This is a genomic window from Rhizobium sp. CSW-27, assembly GCF_018760785.1.
GTDB lineage: Bacteria > Pseudomonadota > Alphaproteobacteria > Rhizobiales > Rhizobiaceae > Neorhizobium.
The window spans coordinates 259,500-279,329 of record NZ_JAHHZO010000002.1 but is presented as its reverse complement, the minus strand read 5'-3'; the positions used below and the strand labels follow the sequence as shown (position 1 = coordinate 279,329).

General features: G+C 63.5%; 16 protein-coding genes. 2 read left to right on the top strand and 14 right to left on the bottom strand.

Annotated elements, in window-relative coordinates; translation table 11 throughout:
* Window positions 1-54: 54 nt before the first annotated feature.
* Entirely contained in the window at window positions 55-999 is a 945-nt protein-coding gene (gene trhO / locus KLP42_RS04860; RefSeq protein WP_215565065.1) for an oxygen-dependent tRNA uridine(34) hydroxylase TrhO, read from the top strand.
* A 58-nt stretch (window positions 1,000-1,057) separates the two neighbouring features.
* Here the strand turns inward: trhO and KLP42_RS04855 are convergent, their stop codons facing one another.
* From KLP42_RS04855 to KLP42_RS04800, 12 genes are all read right to left on the bottom strand, one after another.
* Window positions 1,058-3,259 (bottom strand): EAL domain-containing protein, encoded by a 2,202-nt coding sequence (locus KLP42_RS04855; RefSeq protein WP_215565064.1) that lies wholly within the window; start codon window positions 3,257-3,259, stop codon window positions 1,058-1,060.
* Between the two features lie 140 nt (window positions 3,260-3,399).
* Window positions 3,400-4,179, bottom strand: coding sequence for a MetQ/NlpA family ABC transporter substrate-binding protein (locus tag KLP42_RS04850; protein WP_215565063.1), 780 nt, complete (start codon window positions 4,177-4,179; stop codon window positions 3,400-3,402).
* A gap of 43 nt (window positions 4,180-4,222) precedes the next feature.
* Complete coding sequence (locus KLP42_RS04845; protein ID WP_215565062.1) at window positions 4,223-4,891, bottom strand: methionine ABC transporter permease; 669 nt, start codon at window positions 4,889-4,891, stop codon at window positions 4,223-4,225.
* The gene (locus KLP42_RS04840) at window positions 4,881-5,999 is read right to left on the bottom strand and encodes a methionine ABC transporter ATP-binding protein (protein WP_502941273.1); all 1,119 of its coding nucleotides are present in this window, start codon (window positions 5,997-5,999) and stop codon (window positions 4,881-4,883) included. The genes KLP42_RS04845 and KLP42_RS04840 overlap by 11 nt, the downstream gene beginning before the upstream one ends.
* A 277-nt stretch (window positions 6,000-6,276) precedes the next feature.
* The gene (locus tag KLP42_RS04835; protein ID WP_215565061.1) at window positions 6,277-6,909 is read right to left on the bottom strand and encodes an NAD(P)H-dependent oxidoreductase; all 633 of its coding nucleotides are present in this window, start codon (window positions 6,907-6,909) and stop codon (window positions 6,277-6,279) included.
* 158 nt (window positions 6,910-7,067) lie between these two features.
* Window positions 7,068-7,760 carry an EAL domain-containing protein gene (locus KLP42_RS04830; protein WP_252192765.1) on the bottom strand — a complete coding sequence of 231 codons (693 nt, stop codon included), beginning with the start codon at window positions 7,758-7,760 and terminating at the stop codon, window positions 7,068-7,070.
* 124 nt (window positions 7,761-7,884) lie between these two features.
* Complete coding sequence (locus KLP42_RS04825) at window positions 7,885-9,258, bottom strand: GH1 family beta-glucosidase (RefSeq protein WP_215565059.1); 1,374 nt, start codon at window positions 9,256-9,258, stop codon at window positions 7,885-7,887.
* 183 nt (window positions 9,259-9,441) lie between these two features.
* Window positions 9,442-10,629, bottom strand: coding sequence for a Gfo/Idh/MocA family protein (locus KLP42_RS04820; protein ID WP_215565058.1), 1,188 nt, complete (start codon window positions 10,627-10,629; stop codon window positions 9,442-9,444).
* 171 nt (window positions 10,630-10,800) lie between these two features.
* A complete protein-coding gene (locus KLP42_RS04815) occupies window positions 10,801-11,853 on the bottom strand; it encodes a sugar phosphate isomerase/epimerase family protein (RefSeq protein WP_215565057.1) in 1,053 nt (350 codons plus the stop codon).
* Between the two features lie 185 nt (window positions 11,854-12,038).
* The gene (locus tag KLP42_RS04810) at window positions 12,039-12,983 is read right to left on the bottom strand and encodes a substrate-binding domain-containing protein (RefSeq protein ID WP_215565056.1); all 945 of its coding nucleotides are present in this window, start codon (window positions 12,981-12,983) and stop codon (window positions 12,039-12,041) included.
* A gap of 72 nt (window positions 12,984-13,055) precedes the next feature.
* A complete protein-coding gene (locus KLP42_RS04805; RefSeq protein WP_215565055.1) occupies window positions 13,056-14,069 on the bottom strand; it encodes an ABC transporter permease in 1,014 nt (337 codons plus the stop codon).
* A gap of 69 nt (window positions 14,070-14,138) precedes the next feature.
* Window positions 14,139-15,665: a sugar ABC transporter ATP-binding protein gene (locus KLP42_RS04800; RefSeq protein ID WP_215565054.1), complete on the bottom strand. Its 1,527-nt coding sequence runs from the start codon at window positions 15,663-15,665 to the stop codon at window positions 14,139-14,141.
* Window positions 15,666-15,847: 182 nt separating this feature from the next.
* On the opposite strand from KLP42_RS04800, the gene KLP42_RS04795 reads away from it, so the two are divergent.
* Window positions 15,848-16,870 (top strand): LacI family DNA-binding transcriptional regulator, encoded by a 1,023-nt coding sequence (locus tag KLP42_RS04795; RefSeq protein ID WP_215565053.1) that lies wholly within the window; start codon window positions 15,848-15,850, stop codon window positions 16,868-16,870.
* 27 nt (window positions 16,871-16,897) lie between these two features.
* On the opposite strand, the gene xylA is transcribed toward KLP42_RS04795, so the two are convergent.
* Complete coding sequence (xylA, locus tag KLP42_RS04790) at window positions 16,898-18,208, bottom strand: xylose isomerase (protein WP_215565052.1); 1,311 nt, start codon at window positions 18,206-18,208, stop codon at window positions 16,898-16,900.
* A 166-nt stretch (window positions 18,209-18,374) separates the two neighbouring features.
* A complete protein-coding gene (gene xylB / locus KLP42_RS04785) occupies window positions 18,375-19,823 on the bottom strand; it encodes a xylulokinase (RefSeq protein ID WP_215565051.1) in 1,449 nt (482 codons plus the stop codon).
* Window positions 19,824-19,830 lie beyond the last annotated feature (7 nt).

Sequence of the window (19,830 nt, the reverse complement as noted above, 5' to 3'; positions counted from 1 at the left end):
AAAGGCGCCGAAATCCGTTGCGTCCGGCCTGCAGAGGCAGTATTTCGCGAAACCATGACCGACAGATCCGAAAACGCCGCCGGCACCGCGTCCGGCTCCTTCCTCGTGGCCGCGCTCTATCACTTTGCGCGGTTCGACCGCTATCAGTCCGTGCGCGAGCCGCTGCAGGCGCTGTGCGAGGAGAATGGCGTGAAGGGAACCCTGCTTCTGGCCCGAGAAGGCATCAACGGCACCATTGCCGGGCCAGATGAAGGAATTGCCGCCGTGCTCTCCTTTCTGCGCGCCCAGCCGGAATTCTCCCATCTGGAACACAAGGAAAGCCGCGCCTCCAAGATGCCCTTCCTGCGCATGAAGGTGCGCCTGAAGAAGGAAATCGTCACCATGGGCGTGGAGGATATCGATCCGAACCGTATCGTCGGCACCTATGTCGATCCGAAGGACTGGAACGCGCTGATCACCGATCCGGATACCATCGTCATCGACACCCGCAACGATTACGAGACGGCGATCGGCATCTTCAAGGGCGCGGTCGATCCGAAGACCAAGACCTTCCGCGAATTTCCCGACTGGGTGAAGAACAATGGCGGCCTGCACAACAAGCCGAAGATCGCCATGTACTGCACCGGCGGCATCCGCTGCGAAAAGGCGACCGCCTTCATGAAGGAGCAGGGTTTCGAGGAGGTCTATCACCTCAAGGGCGGCATTCTGAAATATCTCGAGGAAGTGCCGCAGGAAGAAAGCCTGTGGGAAGGCGCCTGCTTCGTCTTCGACGAGCGCGTCTCCGTCACGCATGGCCTGAAGGAAGGCGATCACAAGCTCTGCCATGCCTGCCGCGAGCCGCTGACGGCCGAAGATCGCGCCTCGCCGCAGTTCGAGGAAGGCGTTTCCTGCCCGCATTGCTTCGACAAGCGCAGCGAAGCGGACCGCGAGCGCTATCGCCAGCGCCAGCGGCAGATCGAACTTGCCCGCAAGCGCGGCGAAAGACACCTGGGCAGCTGACGCCAGTCACCCGCACCGCCCTTTATGCTGCCTGATGGCGGAACCTTCCCTCTTGGGGTCAGGCCATTCCGGACAGGCGTGCGAGCGACGTCCGTGCGCGCAGGCTGTCGATCTCGCAGGCCGGCATCGGCTTGCCGAACAGATAGCCCTGCAGTTGATCGCATCCGGCGATCCTGAGTGCTGCGGCCTGTGCATCGTTCTCGATTCCCTCGGCGGTCACCGGAATATCGAGCGAACGGGCGAGCGCCACTGTAGCCTGCAGCATGTCGACGGCCCGGCCCCCCTCGTCGGCCGCAGAGACCAGCGAGCGGTCGATCTTCATGCGGTCGAAACCGAACTGGCGCAGATAGCCGACGCTGGAAAAGCCGGCGCCGAAATCGTCGAGCGCGATCTTCACCCCGATGGCCTTCAGCCGGTCCAGCGTGTCGCGCGCCCGGGCCGGGTTCTGAATGAAATAGGTTTCGGTCATCTCCAGCGTCACGCGTGACGGGTCGGTTCCCGTTTCGCGCAGCAGATCGGCCACACGCCCGACAAAGGACGGATCGCGGAACTGGCCCGGCGAGACATTGACCGCCAGCGTCAGATCCGGCCAGCGGACCAGCGCCTCGCAGGCGATCCGCAGAACGCACAGACCGAGCTGATCGATCAGGCCGGTGCGTTCTGCCACAGGAATGAATACGTCGGGCCGCACAGGCCCATAGCCGGGCCGCGTCCAGCGCGCCAGGGCCTCGACACCGCGCAATGTCAGGCGCTGCGCATCCACAACCGGCTGGAAGGCAACCATGATCTCGTTCTGCTCGATGGCACGGCGCAGGTCGATCTCCAGGCGATTGCGCTCCTCACGCTCGACATCCATTGCCTCGTCGAAGACACAGCAGCGACCGCGCCCCTCTTCCTTGGCACGGTACATGGCCATGTCGGCCCGGCGCAGGATTTCCTCCCCGGACACCGACCCGCGCGGCGAAACGGCGATGCCGATGCTGCAGCCGATGACGGCGATGCGTTCGCCGATCGACAGTGGTTCGCCGAGGAAGCTCTGGATGCGTCGCGCCAGCATGTTAGCGCTATCTGAAACATGACGACTCATGATGCCGATGGCGAATTCATCGCCTCCCAGCCGGGCCAGCACCGCATCTTCCCCGACCAGAACCGAGAGACCGGCGGAAACGCTGCGGATCAGCTGATCGCCAGTCGCATGGCCATAGGCATCGTTGACCTCCTTGAAGCCGTCGAGGTCGAGATAGAGCAAGGCCACGTCTTCTTCGGCCGCCCGCGCCATGTTCACCATCTCGGACAACCGGACGAAAAGACCGCTGCGATTGACGAGCCCGCTCAGCCGGTCGGTGAGCGACAGCCGGATGGCGGCTGCCTCGTCCGCAGCCAGGCGGGACAGCGCCTGACTGCCGCTGACGAAGAGCAGTACGAAGTAGATTGCCACCATGGCAACCGCACACCAGACCAGCGGGCGCACCTGCGCCAGACTGATATCGCCCGGCTGGCGCGGCATCCAGGCGAGCGCGGCCACGGTACGGCCGGTGGGAGAAACGATATCGACCCGGTGGCTTCGTCCGGCCTCCGGCGTCTCGAGTTGCAGACCCGGCAGGACATAGGCGCCGGAGAGACGCTGCAACACGCTCTGCTTCAGGTGACGCATGAACAGGACGTAGCGTCTGTCATTGCCGAAGGCGACACGCTCACCCGATTTCATGCGGATCAGTCCGATGCCGAAGGCAGCCGTTCCGTCATTCGTCTGGGTAAAGCCTGTGAGTTCCGGATACTCGTCCGCACCGCCATTACGGATGCGGTTCAGCAGATACCAGACATCGGGTGTGACATAGCCTTCCAGCCCGGCGCCGACCGGATCTCCATCCGCATGGGCAGTGATGACGCGCCCGGAGGGATCCATGATGATGGCGACGTCATAGAGCGTGCTGTTCTGCGTCATCTTGCCGAAATTGCGCACGACCCAGTCCAGGTCCTGCTTCCGGTACAGATGATCGGCGGCATCATCCCAGGCGGCATAGTCATGGAGCGTCGCGGCCAGCTGATCCTCGAAGGTGCGGATGGCCCCGCTGACCGCCTGGCGCGAACGCTCCTCGTCCAGATGATTGGCATACTGCCCCACCCGGTCCAGGGCGGTGAACACCATGCCGGTCACAGCGATCACCACGGCCGCAAAGATCAGCAGCATCGAGCGCACTGCCGAGCGTCGATCAACCTTTGCGGCAGAATGTTTCAAATTGGTTGGCACGAACCGCATATATCAGCCCCGGCATGTTCCCGCACCATGCCCGCCAACTGTTTACGTTTGATTAACAACAAAGAAGTGCAGAGTTCTTGCAAAATAAAAAAGCCCTTTCCCCGCAGGAAAAGGGCCACTCCTCATAGTCTATCCGCAAATCACCAGGCTGCGATCACCGCTCCCTTGAACTTGGTGGCCACGAAATCCTTCACGTCATTGCTGTGATAGGATTCGACAAGCGTCTTGACCCAGGGCGCATCCTTGTCGGCGGCGCGAACGGCGATCACGTTGATATAGGGAGCCTTTTCGCCTTCTCGGGCAATCGGATCCCTGGCCGGATCAAGGCCCGCCTCCAGAGCGTAGTTGGTGTTGATGACCGAGGCATCCACGTCATCCAACGCGCGCGGCAGCTGGGCGGCATCGAGTTCCGCGAAGGAGATGTTCTTCGGGTTTTCAACCACGTCGGCCGGCGAAACCTTGAGACCGGCACCGTCGCGCAGCTTGATCAGCCCCTTGTCGGCGAGGATGAGAAGTGCGCGGCCACCATTGGTCGGATCGTTCGGAATGGCAATCGAGGCGCCGTCCTTCAGTTCATCGAGGCTCTTCACCTTTTTGGAGTAGACGCCCATCGGGAAGTTGACGGTCTGGCCGACGCTGACGAGGTCGAAGCCGCGATCCTTCACCTGATTGTCCAGATAGGGCTGGTGCTGGAAGGAATTGGCCTGCAGGTCGCCATCGGCCAGCGCCTGGTTCGGCACCACATAATCCGAGAATTCGAGGATTTCGAGATCGAGTCCCTTGCCGGCGGCAACCTTCTTGACCTCTTCCATGATCTGGGCGTGCGGACCGGGGGTGACGCCGATCTTGATGGTCTCAGCGAAAGCGGCGCCGGCCGACAGAAGCGCGGCAAGCGAGGCCGCGAGAATGATCGTCTTCATGGATGTTTCTCCTAGGCGATTGATGATGATGACAGGGAGTGGGTCAGTTTTTACGGCCGCGCTTGTCGAACCGCCGGGCAAGTGCATCGCCGGCGCTCTGCACCGCCTGCACCAGAAGGATCAGCACGACGACGACGGCCAGCATCACGTCCGGCATGAAGCGCTGGTAGCCGTAGCGGATGCCGAGATCGCCGAGCCCGCCGCCGCCGACGGCACCGACCATGGCCGAGTAGCCGATCAGGCTGACGAGGGTGAGCGTGAGGGCAAGCGTGATGCCGGGTCTGGCTTCGGCGACGAGCACCTTGGTAACGATCTGCCAGCGGCTGGCACCCATGGCGCGGGCCGCCTCGATCAGCCCGCCATCCACCTCGCGGATGGCCGCCTCGATGAGGCGCGCGACGAAGGGGATGGTCGCGATCGTCAGCGGCACGATGGCGGCATTCGTGCCGATCGAGGTGCCGGCGATCAGCCGCGTGAAGGGAATGATGGCCACCACCAGAATGATGAAGGGCGTCGAGCGCGTGGCATTGACGACGAGACCGACGATGCGATTGACGAGCGGCGCGGCAAAAAGCTCGCCACGGCCGCTGGTCGCCAGGAAGACGCCGATGGGAAGGCCGATCAGCGTGCCGATGAAGCCGGCAACCGCCACCATCTGAACCGTCTGGACGAGTGCCTTCCACAGAAGGGCAAGCAGCATATCAGGCGCCATGGCCAAGCACCTCCGTGAAAAGGCCGGTCTCGCCATAGAAGGCGTCGGCGCGGGCAATGATCGCCGGGTCGGCGGGATAGGACACCACCAGCGAGCCGTAAGGTTCGCCGGCAATCTCGTCGATGGTGCCGGTGATGATGTTCACCTCAGCGCCGAGTTCGCTCATCAGGCGCGCGATCAGCGGCTGCTCGGCGGTGGCGCCGAAGAAGGTGAGCCGTGTGTAGATGCGTCCGCCCGGCACGGGCTCCGGCCTCAGGCGGCGGGCAATGGCCTCGGGCAGCTTCGTTCCGAGCAGGCCGGACAGCAGCGCCCGCGTCGTGTCATGGCGCGGACGGGTGAAGACGTCGAAGGTGCGGCCGGCCTCCACGATCAGGCCCTTGTCGATCACCGCCACCTCCGACGCGATCGCCTTCACCACTTCCATTTCGTGCGTGATGAGCAGGACGGTCAGGTCGAGTTCGCGGTTGATGCGACGGATGAGATCGAGGATCGACTGCGTGGTTTCCGGGTCGAGCGCCGAGGTGGCCTCGTCCGACAGCAGCAGTTTCGGTTCAGTGGCAAGCGCACGCGCAATGCCGACGCGCTGCTTCTGCCCGCCGGAAAGTTCGGCCGGATAGCGGCTTGCCTTGTCGGCAAGACCGACGAGGTCGAGCAACGGGGCGACGCGGGCGCGGATTACCTTGGCCGGAACGCCGGCAATTTCCAGCGGCAGCGCCACATTGTCGAACACGGTGCGCGACGCAAGAAGGTTGAAGTGCTGGAAGATCATGCCCACCTGGCGGCGCAGATCGCGAAGGCCGCGCTCCGGCAGCGCGCCGACATCGACACCATCCACCAGAACCTTGCCGGAGGTCGGCCGTTCGAGCCCGTTGACGAGACGGATCAGCGTGGATTTGCCCGCCCCCGAACGACCGATGATGCCGGTGATGGCGCCTTTCGGCACGGTGTAGTCAATGCCGGCAAGGGCGGTGAACGCGCCCTCACCACCGCGATCGGCAAAACGTTTCGTCACGCGCTCGAAGGCGACCATGGCCGGAGGCGCGGACGGTATGGAAGACACGTCTGGCACGGCGTCGCCGGCCTGCGACGGGGTGTCGGGAATGGACAGCATGGGAAAACTCGTTGGTGGTGCCGCGACGCGGCAAGATCAGGGCGTGGCTCGGTTCAGATCGAGCGACACATTCGACGCATCAGACGCCGTTTCAACATCCCTGACACTTCCCTCTTTTCACGGGCGGGACATGAGCCTGCCCGCACGTTGATGACGCTCTGCTTATCGCACCGCCGCAACGGGAATCCGAGAAACAAAATTCCAGATATGCAAAATTACTGGAAAAACCTTGCGGGACGGTGCTGCATCGCCTGCGACGCAGCACCGCAGCGACTTAGCGGACGGTGGAGACGAAGTCTTCCTGCGCGCGGCGGACCTTCTTCAGGTTCACCAGCCAGTCGCCGTCCGGCTGGCGATAGCCGAGCGGCAGCAGCGTGACGGAACGCAGGCCGCGGGCGCGAAGACCGAGGATCTCGTCCACCTTGGCCGGCTCGAAACCTTCCATCGGGGTCGCATCGACGCCTTCGAAGGCCGCCTGGGCAATCGACATGCCGAAAGCGATGTAGGCCTGGCGGGCGGCATGCTCGAAATTCACCTCGGCGTCGCGGGGCGGATAGGTGTTGAGCAGCATCTGGCGGTAGTTTTCCCAGCCCTCGCTGGTGAAATTGCGCTCCTTGTTGACAAGGTCGAACATCGTGTTGATGCGCTCGACCGTGTAGTTGTCCCAGGCGGCGAAGACCAACAGATGCGACCCCTCGGTGATCTGTGCCTGGTTCCAGGCGACCTCGCGGATCTTCGCCCGCACGTCATCGTTGGTCACGACGATGACTTCGAAGGGCTGCAAGCCGCTGGAGGTAGGCGCCAGACGGGCGGCCTCGACGATGCGTTCGACCTTGTCTTCGGACACCGTCTTCGACGGATCCATCTTCTTGGTGGCGTAGCGCCAGTTGAGCTTTTCGAGAAGCATGATCTCTTCACTTTCCGACTTGACGTGAGGGCGCGCCCTCGATGGGAGGGTGAGGACGCCAGGCCCCGGTTGGCCATGTCTAGATAAAGAGCTTCCATGCGGGCACAAGAGGGCACCGAAAGGTAACCGCCGACAGAAGGAGCGCCACGGCCCGCCGCTCAAGCGGCAGGAAAGGCGGGATCCGCAAAGGCTTCGAAGGCCGGACGGGCCAGCGCATAGCCTTGCACGAGGTTCACGCCGAAATCGCGAAGCACCGCCAGTTCGCCTAGGGTTTCAACCCCTTCGCAGACCGGCGCAATGCCGAACTCCTCCAGCATGGCCAGCGTGTGGCGCACGACGACACGCTTGGAGCGGTCCCGGTCGATCTCGCGGATCAGGTCCATGTCGAGCTTGACGATATCCGGCTGGAAGCGGGCCAGAAGATTGAGCCCGGCATGGCCGGCGCCGAAATCATCGATGGCGGTACGAAAGCCGATGGAACGGTAGGTGCCGAGAATGTTGAGCAGATGATCGGTATCGATCTGTTCGCTTTCGGTGAACTCGAAGATGATGCGATCGGCCGGAAAGCCGACCTTCTCCGCCGTCTGCAGCGTAAGGCGGATACAGGCGCGCGGCTCATAGACGGCATTGGGCATGAAGTTGATCGAAAGGCTCTCGCGACCGGCGGCCGGGGACAGGCGAGCGGCAAGCTCGATGGCACGCACCCGGCACTGCTGGTCGAAGGCATAGCGGTTCTCCTCGGTCACCCGCGCAAGAATGCTGCCGGCGGCCTCGCCCGAGGGACCGCGCACCAGCGCCTCGTGCGCAAAGACCCGTCGCTCCTTGAGGTCGACGATCGGCTGAAAGGCCATCGAGAATGGGATCTCGAACGCCTGTCCTTCCCGACATCCCGCACATGCCATCGCGATTGCTCCTTTCAGCCTTCGCAACGGACTTATCGCAGCTTTGCTAAAATTCCATGCCGCGCCATCATGCTCAAGCGGATTTGTGGTTGCCCCTCGGGAACTGAAGCGCAAGGTCGCGATACCACTGGCCGCTCTTCTTGATGGTGCGCTGCTGGGTATCGTAATCCACATGCACGAGGCCGAAGCGCATGCGATAGCCTTCCGCCCACTCGAAATTGTCCATCAGGCTCCAGGCGAAATAACCCTTCAGCGGATAGCCGTCGCGGATCAGATCAGCGGCCACCGCCAGGTGCTCTGCATAGTAATCGAGGCGCGGCTGATCATCGACGGCGCCATCCACCAGGTCCATGTTGTAGCAGGCGCCGTTTTCGGTGATGTACATCGGCGGCAGGTCATAGCGCCGGTAGAGATCGGCAACCAGATCGCCCATGGCCGAGGGATAGATCTCCCAGCCGATATCGGTCTTTTCCGGATTGACGAAGGGAGCGGGTACCGTTGCCGGGAATTCCGCACCTTCGGCCGGATCGTCTGCAACGCGCATCGGCGTATAGTAGTTGAGGCCCCACCAGTCGAGCTTCTGGCTGATGATGGCAAGGTCGCCCTCTTCCACCGCCGGCATCTGCTCGCCCAGCGCCGACAGCAGGCTTTGCGGATACTGGCCCTTGAAGACGGGATCGAAGAAGGCACCGTTGTGGAAATCGAAGGCGCGTTGCGCCGCCGCCTTGTCTTCGGCGCTGTCGGAGCCCGCCACGACGGCATGGGCGTTCAGCACCAGCCCGACCGGCACCGTGGGGGCCACGTGGCGTATCGCCTCGACCGCCAGCCCGTGCGCGAGGTTGGTATGGTGCATGGCGTGCAGAGCCGCCTGCATGTTGCGCTCGCCCGGCGCATGCACGCCGTAGAGATGCGAGAGCCAGACCGAGCACCAGGGCTCGTTGAAGGTCGCGACCGCATCGAGCCGATCGCCGAGACGCGCCATCACCACTTTCGCATAGCGCTGGAAGGCATAGGCGGTGGAACGCGCCGTCCAGCCGCCGTCTCCCATCAGCGAGAGCGGCAGATCCCAGTGGTAAAGCGTGGCAAAGGTCTTGATGCCGCGCGCCTTGCAGCCGTCGACCAGGCGGTCGTAGAAATCGAGCCCCGGCTCGTTGATGCGCCCGACGCCCTCCGGAATGATGCGCGGCCAGGCTATGGAGAAACGGTAGCCCTCGACGCCCATCTCCTTGATGAGATCAAGATCCTCCTCCAGCCGGTTGTAGTGATCGCAGGCGACATCGCCATTATGCCGGCCGAAGACGCGGCCCGGCATGTTGGAAAATGCGTCCCAGATCGACGGCTTGCGGCCATCGGCTTTCGAGGCACCCTCGATCTGGAAGGCGGCGGTGGCGACGCCGAACAGGAAATCGCCCGGAAAGCGCTCGGCAAGGGTCTTCGGATCGATCATCTGGCGTCCCTTCAATCAATGGATGGATGACGCCCCCCGGCGCCCGCAAAAATTCCATGCAGGATTTAGAACAATCGCCGGCTGCCGGAAAGACGGTGTCGCCAGAAAAGCTGCAACGTTGCAGTGAGGGAACATGCGGCCCGCCTTGCGTCAGGCAAGCGGGCCGCGCCGTCTGCGCGCGTCCTAGACCTTCACCCAGGCGCCGTTCTGCCGGCCGCTTTCGATGCAGGCCGTGACGAAGGCAACGCCCTTCACCCCGTCATCGACCGTCGGATAGGTGACGACCGGATCGAGCGGCGTGCCGTTTCGCCGGGCCAGAATGGCGGCGGCGGCCTCCGAATAGATGGTGGCAAAGGCTTCGAGATAACCTTCCGGATGGCCGCTCGGAATGCGGGTGACACGGGCTGCGGCCGCCCCTGCCCCGGCACCGGCGCGGGTGATCAACTGCTTCGGTTCGCCGAGCTTTGTGAACCAGAGATAGTTCGGATCGGCCTGCGTCCACTCAATGCCGGCGCGGGTCCCGTAGATGCGCACCTTCAGGCCGTTCTCGTTGCCGGTCGCCACCTGGCTGCACCAGAGGAGACCCTTCGCAGGCATTGCGCCATCCTTGGCCTTGAAGCGCAGCATCACATGCGCATTGTCATCCAGCCGACGGCCTTCGACAAAGGTGTGGACGTCGGCGGCCAGTTCATCAAGTTCGAGGCCCGAGATAAACGAGCCGAGATTATAGGCATGCGTGCCGATGTCGCCCGTCGAGCCGCCAACGCCGGATTGCGCCGGGTCCGTGCGCCACACCGCCTGCTTGGCACCGGTCTGCTCCACCGGTTCGGCCAGCCAGTCCTGCGGATATTCCATCTGCACCAGCCGGATATCACCCAGTTCGCCTGCCTGCACCAGTTCGCGGGCGTGACGCACCATCGGATAACCGGTGTAATTGTGGGTGAGAATGAACAGGGCGTTGGCCTTGTCCGCCACCTCTTTCAGCTTCTTCGCATCCTCCAGATTGGAGGTGAGCGGCTTGTCGCAGATCACGTGGATTCCGCGTTCCAGAAAGGCTTTTGCCGCAGCGTAATGCACATGGTTCGGCGTGACGATGGAGACGGCTTCGATGCCGTCCGGCCGGGCCGCTTCCTTTTCCGCCATCTCCGCAAAGGAGCCATAGGAGCGGGAGAGGTCGAGCCCGAGATCCCGCGCCGAGGCGTGCGCCTTTTCCGGCGTCGATGACAGGGCCCCCGCCACGAGATCGTAATGATCATCCAGCCGGGCCGCCATGCGGTGGACGGCGCCGATAAAGGCGCCCTGCCCGCCGCCCACCATGCCGAGGCGGATTTTCGCCGCGCGCAGTTCCGATTTGCTGGCTTCGATGGTCATGAAATGTCTCCTCCTCGATATATGTGCGCAAATTCCCCCTCTGGCTGCCGCCATCTCCCCCACAAGGGGGGAGAGATCAGGCGGCACCGTCTCTGGCAATCGCACTGGCAGCGACCGGGTTAAGCCCCTCCCCCTTGCGGGGAGGGGGGTGGGGCGGGGTCTTCGTATTCGTTACAGCCCCAGCATCCGCCGGTTTGCAGCCTCGTCCGTGCCGCCGGCGGCGAAATCGTCGAACGCCTTATCGGTAACCCGGATGATGTGCGCCTTGACGAATTCGGCGCCTTCGGCGGCACCATCCTCGGAATTCTTCAGCGCGCATTCCCATTCAACCACGGCCCAGCCATCGAAATCATTGGCCGTCAGCTTGGAGAAGACGGCGCCGAAATCCACCTGGCCGTCGCCCAGGGAACGGAAGCGGCCGGCACGGTTGACCCAGCCCTGATAACCGCCATAGACGCCCTGCCGCCCGGTCGGATTGAACTCCGCATCCTTGACGTGGAACATCTTGATGCGGTCCTTGTAGATGTCGATGTTGTCCAGATAATCCAGGCACTGCAGCACGTAGTGCGAAGGATCGTAGAGCATGTTGGCGCGCGGGTGGTTCTTAACCCGCTCCAAAAACATCTCGAAGGTCACGCCGTCATGCAGGTCCTCACCGGGATGGATCTCGTAGCACACGTCCACGCCCTGCTCGTCTGCGAAATCGAGGATCGGCTGCCAGCGCTTTGCCAGTTCATCGAAGGCGGTTTCGACAAGACCCGCCGGACGCTGCGGCCAGGGATAGATGTAGGGCCATGCGAGTGCGCCGGAGAAGGTGGCGTGCGCCGCAATGCCGAGATGGCGCGAGGCTTTCAGCGCCATCTTCACCTGCTCGACGGCCCAAGCCTGCCGTGCCTTCGGATTGCCACGCACTTCGGGAGCAGCAAAGCCGTCGAAGGCTTCGTCATAGGCCGGATGCACCGCCACCAGCTGGCCCTGCAGATGGGTGGAGAGCTCGGTGATCGCGATGCCGTTTTCGCGCGCGACGCCGGCGAACTCGTCGCAGTAATCCTTGGATTCGGAAGCCTTCTTCAGATCGAACAGCTGGCCGGCCCAGGTCGGCACCTGCACGCCGATATAGCCCTTGTCCGCCGCCCATCGGGTGATCCCGTCCCAGGAATTGAACGGCGCGGCATCGCCGGCGAACTGGCCGAGGAAGATGGCGGGACCCTTGATCGTCTTCATGAATATCTCCTCCCTGAGAATTCCTGTAACGTTGCAGTAACGGCTACCCGACTTTGTGTCGGGAAACAACTGCACATTGGTGTGTCATTGCGCCGCTTGGGATCGGCGCAGGAGAAAAACGGCTTCGCAGCGGTCCCGCCCGGCGTGGTGCGGGCGAGACCTCCTGCCTGAGGTAGAGCGGAAAATCAGAAGGGCGAATCCGGGAAATAGTAGTTCTTGGCGTTGTCCTTCGTCACGAGCGTCGCATCCAGCGTGTAGGTGCCGTGGACCGGGATCTGGTCGTAGATGGCGGCTGCCGTCAGTTGCATGGCGGTACCGACCATCGACGGCGGATAGAGCACGTCGACCGGGATCATCTTGTCGCCGTCCATCACCTTCTTGATCATGTCCTTCGAGCCGGCGCCGCCGATGACATATTTGATGTCGGTGCGCTTGGCCTGCTCGATGGCCTGCAGGACGCCGACCGCCATGTCGTCATCCTGACACCAGACCACGTCGATCTTCGGATATTTGGTCAGGAAGTCCTGCATCACCTTGAAGGCATCGTCGCGGTTCCAGTTGCCGAACTGGCGGTCGAGGACCTTGACCTTGGAACCGGCAATCGCCTTGTCGAAGCCGTCCTGGCGCTGCTGGTCGATCGGGATCGGCAGACCGCGGATGACCACGACCTGCGCCTCCGGCGAATTCGCCTTGATGTATTCGCCGGCCACTTCGCCCAGCGCCGGATTGTTGCCCGCGACATAGAGATCGCGCACGGAATTGTCGTTGGAAGACGGCGCGCGGTCGACGATCGAGACGAACGTGCCCTTGCCCTTCACCTCCTTGATGGCATTGACCAGCGGATCCGGATCGGTCGGCAGGATGACGAGGGCGTCGATGCCCTGGATTTCCAGATCCTGCAGCGCGTTTGCCTGGGTCGCCGGGTCCGGCGAGGTCTTGACGATGACCTTGAGGCCCGGATGCTCCTTCATCAGAAGCTGCGCCACGCGGTTGGCATGATAGACGACACCCGCCGTCCAGCCATGATCGGCCGCCGGAATGGAGACGCCGATGGTCTTCGTATCGGCAGCCTGCGCCGTTCCGGCGATCGCCGCGAGGGCAAGCGCCAGGCCGAGAATTGTCTTGTGCATGTTCTTCCTCCCAGAAGACGGGGAATTGAGGCAGACGGAACCGGGCGCCCCCATGACACGCCCGGAACCCGATCAGGCCCTGCGCGTCAGCGAACGCTGCACGAGCATGGCAATGATGATGATCGAGCCCTGGATCGCCCCGATCAGATATTCGCTGATGAAGTTGGACAGCAGCATGATGTTGCCGACCAGTTCGAGGATGAAGGCGCCGCAGATGGTGCCCCAGACACGCCCCGCGCCCCCTTTCAGCGCCGTTCCGCCGACCACGACGGCGGTGATCGCCTGCAACTCCCACAGAATGCCGGTGGTGGCCGAGGTGGAGCCGAGGCGCGGCACGTAGAGCAGCACGGCGATTGCCACGCAAAGCCCCTGGATGATGAAGGCGACGGTGCGCACGCGGTTGACGGCGATGCCCGAATAGCGCGCCACGTCACGGCTGGAGCCGACCGCCGTGACATGCCGGCCGTAGCGGGTGCGATAGAGAATGAAGGCGGCAATGGCGGTGACGATCAGGATGACGAGGATCGGCACCGGCAGGCCGAGAACGGAACCGAAATAGGCCGGCCGGTAGAGCGCCTGCTGCTCGGCGGAGCGAAGCGTAATCGCGCCGCCCTGCGACAGCCATGTGGTCAGCCCGCGATAGATGCCCATCGTGCCGAGTGTGGCGATGAAGGGTTCGATGCGCCCGACCGTGGTGATGAGGCCGTTCGCCAGGCCGCAGAGCGAGCCGATCACCACCGTCAACCCCATGGCGGCAGCCAGCATCAGCGCCGGATCGGCAATCACGCCGGAATTCATGAACAGGATCATCAGGCTGGCAACGAAGGCCACCATCGATCCCACGGAGAGATCCAGATCGCCCGCCGAGATGACGAAGGTCGCACCGACGGCAATGATTGCGATGAAGGCCGAGCGGGTCGCCACATTGGCAAGGTTGGTGATGCTGATGAAATTGGGATTGACCAGCGCGCCGATCACAATCAGCAGCGCCAGCGCCGCAAAGGGTGCGACCGCGCGCAGATCGACATCGCGCCAGCTGCGCCGGCGGATGGTGGTGGCGCCTTCACTGCCCGAATGGATGCTCATGGCCAAATCTGTCCTCCCCGCGGTCTGTTGCCGCCTTCCCTGCCATGCCGTGTCTGCCATTGCCGCGCCTCAGACGGCGGCCTGCCTCTTCAGGCCCGCCGCATAGCGCATGATGGTCTGTTCGTTGATGTCGTCGCCTTCCAGCATGCCGACCAGATGCCCCTCGCGCATCACCGCAACGCGGGTGCACAGGCCAATCACCTCGGGCATTTCCGAGGAGACGACGATGACGGAACATCCTTCGCGGGCAAGGGCTGCGATGAAATGATAGATCTGCTGCTTGGTGCCGACATCGATGCCGCGCGTCGGCTCATCGATGATGATGATCTTAGGTCCCGTCTCCATCACCTTGGCCAGCATCAGCTTCTGCTGGTTGCCGCCGGACATGCGCCCGACCCGCACCCGGTCGTCGCGCACGCGGATATCGAAACGGCGCTTCGCACGCGCCATCGCCTCGCGCTCACGCGCCGGATCGAGATAGCCGAAGCGCACATGCCGCTCCAGCGACTGCAGCGTCAGATTGGGTGTCATGCCCTCGTCCAGCAGCAGGCCGCGCCCCTTGCGATCCTTGGTCATGTAGGCAAGGCCGCGGCGCACCGCCTCGCGGAAATCCTCGGGGGCAAGCGGCGCGCCATGCACCAGCACATCGCCGGCAAGCCGTGGCCGCAGACCGGTAATTGCCTCCATGATCTCCGTGCGGCCGGAGCCGATCAGGCCGGAAAAGCCCAGCACCTCGCCCTTGCGCAACTCGAAGCTGACATCCTTCACATAGGAGGTGGAAAGCCCGCGCACGGATAGAACGACATCCTCGTCCACGTCCGGCTCCTGCTTGGCGGGGTAAAGGCTGGAGAGTTCGCGTCCAACCATCAACTGGGCGATGGAATCGCTATCAAGGAGCGAGGTCGGCGCCGTCTTGATCCACTGCCCGTCGCGCAGCACGGTCACGCGGTCGCTAAGCTCCATGACCTCGTTCAGCTTGTGGGTCACGAAGACGAAGCTGGTGCCGGCGGCGCGCAGCTTGCGTACCTGATCGAACAGGATGTCCGTCTCTTCACGCGAAAGCACCGCGGTCGGCTCATCCATGAAGATCACACGCGCCTCGCGGCTGATCGCCTTGGCGATTTCCACCATCTGCTTGTCGGCGACCGCGAGCGTGCCGATCAGTGCATCCTCGTCCACATGCGAGCCCAGCATGTCAAGGATGCGGCGGGTTTCCGCCCGCATGAAGCGGCGGTCCAGAATGCCGAAGCGGGTGACCTCACGGCCGAGGAAGAGGCTCTCGGCAACGGTCAGATGTTCGGCAAGATTGAATTCCTGGTGAATGAGGATGATGCCGAGGGCTTCCGCGTCGCCATTGGCCGGCAGCGAAACCGGTTCGCCATCCAGCAGCAGCCGCCCGGAACTCGGGCTTTCGAAGCCGGACAGGATCTTGACCAGCGTCGACTTGCCGGCGCCGTTTTCGCCGACCAGCGCATGCACCTCGCCGGGCATCACGTCGAAATCGACGCTGAACAGAACCTGGACCTCGCCAAAGCTCTTCGACACGCGCTCAGCCGAAAGCACCGGCGTCTGCGCCCCCTCCCCAGTGGTCGTCATGCGTTCCTCCCAGCGGCTCCTCAACCGCATGGCAGCAGTATGTAAACCTTTACATGAGCGATGTAAAGGTTTACATGATCCAATCATTGGGGATTATGCGGTCCGTTCCGCACTTGCCTGTTGCGACGCGGGCCGGATCGCTTCAAGCCATTCGCAGAGATGCCGAAACCGGATTGCGACCCTTGTCCAATGCAGCGCCTGCCACGATCGAAGACGTTGCCCGCCTCGCGGAGGTCTCGATCGCGACCGTCAGCCGCGCCATCCACACGCCGGACAAGGTGGCGAAATCGACGCGGCAGCGCGTGAACCAGGCGATCGCGATTACCGGCTACACCACGAACGCCATGGCGCGCTCGCTGCGCATGGGCCGCTCCAACATGATCCTGGTGCTGGCGCCCGATATCGGCGACCCGAACTTCTCCTCCATCCTGATCGGCATCGAGAACGAGGCGCGCGCCCATGGCTATGGCGTGCTGATCGGCCATACCCAGAACGATCCCGAACGGGGGCTCGACTATCTGAAGTTTCTCAACTCCAACCAGGCGGCGGGCCTCGTGCTGTTCACCGGCCACGAGCCGTTCGGCCACCAGGAACTGTCCCAGCGCCTGCCGCCGACGGTTGCGGTGTTCGAACCGGTGTTTGGCGCGCGCGTGTCCTATGTCGGCGTGGATGATACCGCCGGCGCCCGCAAGGCGGCAGAGTATCTGCTCGCCTCCGGTCACCGCTCCATCGCCTTCATCGGCGATTCCCGAACGAAGCTCGGCCATGTGCGCCGCCGCAAGGGTTATGATCTGGCGCTCGATGCCGCCCGGATCCCGCCCGAAAAGCGGATCGTGATCGAAGGCGAAGGCTCGGTCGAAAGCGGCCGGCTTGCCGTCGAGCAGCTGTTCATGCGCGATACACTGCCGAGCGCCTTCATGTGCGTCAATGACGCGACCGCCATCGGCGTGATCAACGGCCTTGCGGCGCGCGGCTATGATCTGCCCCGCGACTTTTCCGTCATCGGCTTCGACGACGTGGCGCAGGCGACCTATCTCAACCCGCCGCTCACCACCGTGCGCCAGCCACGCTCGGCGATCGGCCGGCAGGCCATGGCGCTTCTTCTCAAACAACTCGCGGAGCCAGGTGCCGGCACGGAAGAGATCCTCATCATGCCGGATCTGATCGTGCGCGGTTCCGTCACCTCGGCGATGCGGTCGAGGTGAGGCAGGCCCACCCCGACCGGTTCTTCATCAGACGTAGCGGTTGACCACGTTTTCCAGAAGCTCCTGCTTGCCGGACTTCGGCTGCGGGTTGATGTTCTGGCTTTCCACGCGGGCCGCAATCGCATCGAGGCTTTCCTCGCCGCGCAGCATGGCCTGGTTCTCGGGCTTGTCCCAGCCGGCATAACGGGCAGACAGCGGGCCGGACAGGGCCTTGTCCTCGATCATCTTCGCCGCGGCCTTCAGACCACGCGCGCAGCAATCCATGCCGCCGATATGGCCGATCAGCAGGTCTTCCGGATCGAGCGACTGACGGCGCAGTTTGGCATCGAAGTTCGTGCCGCCCGTCGTGAAGCCGCCGCCGGCGAGCACCTGGTAATAGGCGAGCGCCATTTCCGGCACGTTGTTCGGGAACTGGTCGGTATCCCAGCCGGACTGGTAGTCGTTGCGGTTCATGTCGATCGAACCGAAGATGCCAAGCGCATTGGCCAGCGCCAGTTCGTGCTCGAAGGAGTGGCCGGCCAGGATCGCATGACCCTGTTCAATGTTGACCTTCACTTCCTTCTCGAGGCCGTAGTTCTTCAGGAAGCCGTAGACGGTTGCGACGTCATAGTCATACTGGTGCTTGGACGGCTCCTGCGGCTTCGGCTCGATCAGGATCGCGCCCTTGAAGCCGATCTTGTGCTTGTATTCGACCACAAGGTTCAGGAAGCGGCCCATCTGGTCCATTTCCTTCTTGAGATCGGTGTTGAGCAGGGTCTCGTAGCCCTCGCGGCCGCCCCACAGCACGTAGTTCTCGCCGCCCAGACGCTGCGTCGCATCGATGCAGGTCTTCACGGTCGCCGCAGCAAAGGCAAACACATCCGGATCCGGATTGGTCGCCGCACCCGACATGTAGCGGCGATGCGAGAACATGTTCGCCGTGCCCCACAGGAGCTTCACGCCGGTGGCCGCCTGCTTTTCGGCGAAGTAATCGACGATCTCGTTGAGGTTCTTCGTGTTTTCCGCGAAATTCGCGCCTTCCGGACGCACATCGGCATCGTGGAAGCAGTAATAGGGCGTGCCGAGCAGCTGGAAGAATTCGAAGGCCACGTCGGCCTTCAGCTTGGCGGCGTCCATCGTGTCCTTGAACCACGGACGCTCAAACGTGTTGCCGCCGAACGGGTCGGTGCCCGGCCAGACGAAGGTGTGCCAGTAGGCAATGGCAAAGCGCAGATGGTCTTCCATCCGCTTGCCGAGCACCACTTCATCCGGGTTGTAGTGGCGGAAGGCGAGCGGATTGGTGCTGCCTTCGCCTTCATACTTGATCTTCTGGATATCGCCGAAAAAGCCTGTCGACATGGGTCGTCCTCCTTGGTTGGTGTATTGTCTTCGAACAGTGTGCGGATGAGGCTCCCTCACCCTGCCCTCTCCCAGAGGGGAGAGGGCAATGCCGGCGCGTGCCGCTTGTCCCTTCTCCCCCGCGGGGAGAAGGTGCCGGCAGGCGGATGAGGGGGGCGCGCCTCCTTCAAATCCCCCGGATCGCCGGATAGAGCGCCCGGTAGCGGTGGTAGGCGGTGTCATACGCCGATGTCAGCGCAGAGACCGGCTCCACCGTCTCCGCCGTCTGCGGCGCAGTGCAGACGGCAAGCGGATCGGCGCCGGTCGCGGCAATCAGCCCGAGACGGGCCGCGCCAAAGGCTGCACCGAAATCGCCATCGGCCGGAATGTCGACGGGAAGGCCGAGCGCGGTGGCAATCGAGGCCAGCCAGTAGCGCGAACGCGAACCGCCGCCGATTGCCGTCACCCGTCCGATGCTGGTGCCAGCGGATTTCAGCGCTTCCAGACTGTCCCGGATGGCAAAGGTCACGCCTTCCATCACCGCCTGCGTCAGCTCTGCACGACCGGTTTCATGGCCGAGCCCGATGAAGGCGCCACGGATTTTTGCATCATTGTGCGGCGTGCGCTCGCCGGAGAGGTAGGGCAGGAAGGTGACGCCCGTCGGCGCCTTCAGATGGTCGCCCACCTCTGCGGCAAGGTCGCCGGCCGAGCGGCCCGTCACCCGCGCATGCCAGTTCAAGGCATCGGTGGCAGACAGGATGACACCCATCTGGTGCCAGGTGCCGGGCAGCGCGTGGCAGAAGGCGTGCACGGCACTTTCCGGCTTCGGCAGATAGGAACCGTTGGCGGCAAACAGCACGCCGGACGTGCCGAGCGAGACGAAGGCCTGGCCTTCGGCCACCGTGCCCATGCCGCAGGCCGAGGCTGCGTTGTCGCCGGCACCGCCGGCAATGACGACCCCCTGCTGCATGCCCCAGGCCGCAGCCAGTTCGGCGCGCAGCGTGCCGGCCTGCTCGGTGCCTTCCACCAGATGCGGCATCTGGCCTTCATCGAGATCGGTCGCTGCGAGTAGCTCCGGCGACCAGGCGCGCTTGCCGGTATCCAGCCAGCTGGTGCCGGCGGAATCGGACATTTCGGAAATGTGCTCGCCGGACAGCCAGAGCCGAAGGTAATCCTTGGGCAGCAGAACCTTGGCGACGCGGGCAAAGATGTCCGGCTCGTTGTGCTTTACCCAGACGAGCTTCGGCGCGGTGAAGCCGGGGAAAACGATATTGCCGGTCAGCGCCCGGAAGCGCGGATCGGCATCGAGTACCGCGGCTTCCGCGAAGGAGCGGGTGTCGTTCCAGAGGATGCAGGGGCGTAGCACCTTGTCGTCCGCATCGATGAGGGTGGCGCCATGCATGTGACCGGACAGGCCGATGCCACGCACGGCGGCGAGTGCTGCGGGATGCGCCGCCTTCAGCGCCGCCACCGCTTCCTCAGTCGCCGCGATCCAGTGGGCCGGATCCTGTTCCGACCAGCCGGGATGCGGACGCGAGACATCGAGACTGCCGGTGGCCGAGCCGATAACGCGCTGGTCGCCGTCGATCAGCATGGCTTTGACGCCGGACGTGCCGAGATCGAGACCGAGATACATCAGGTTT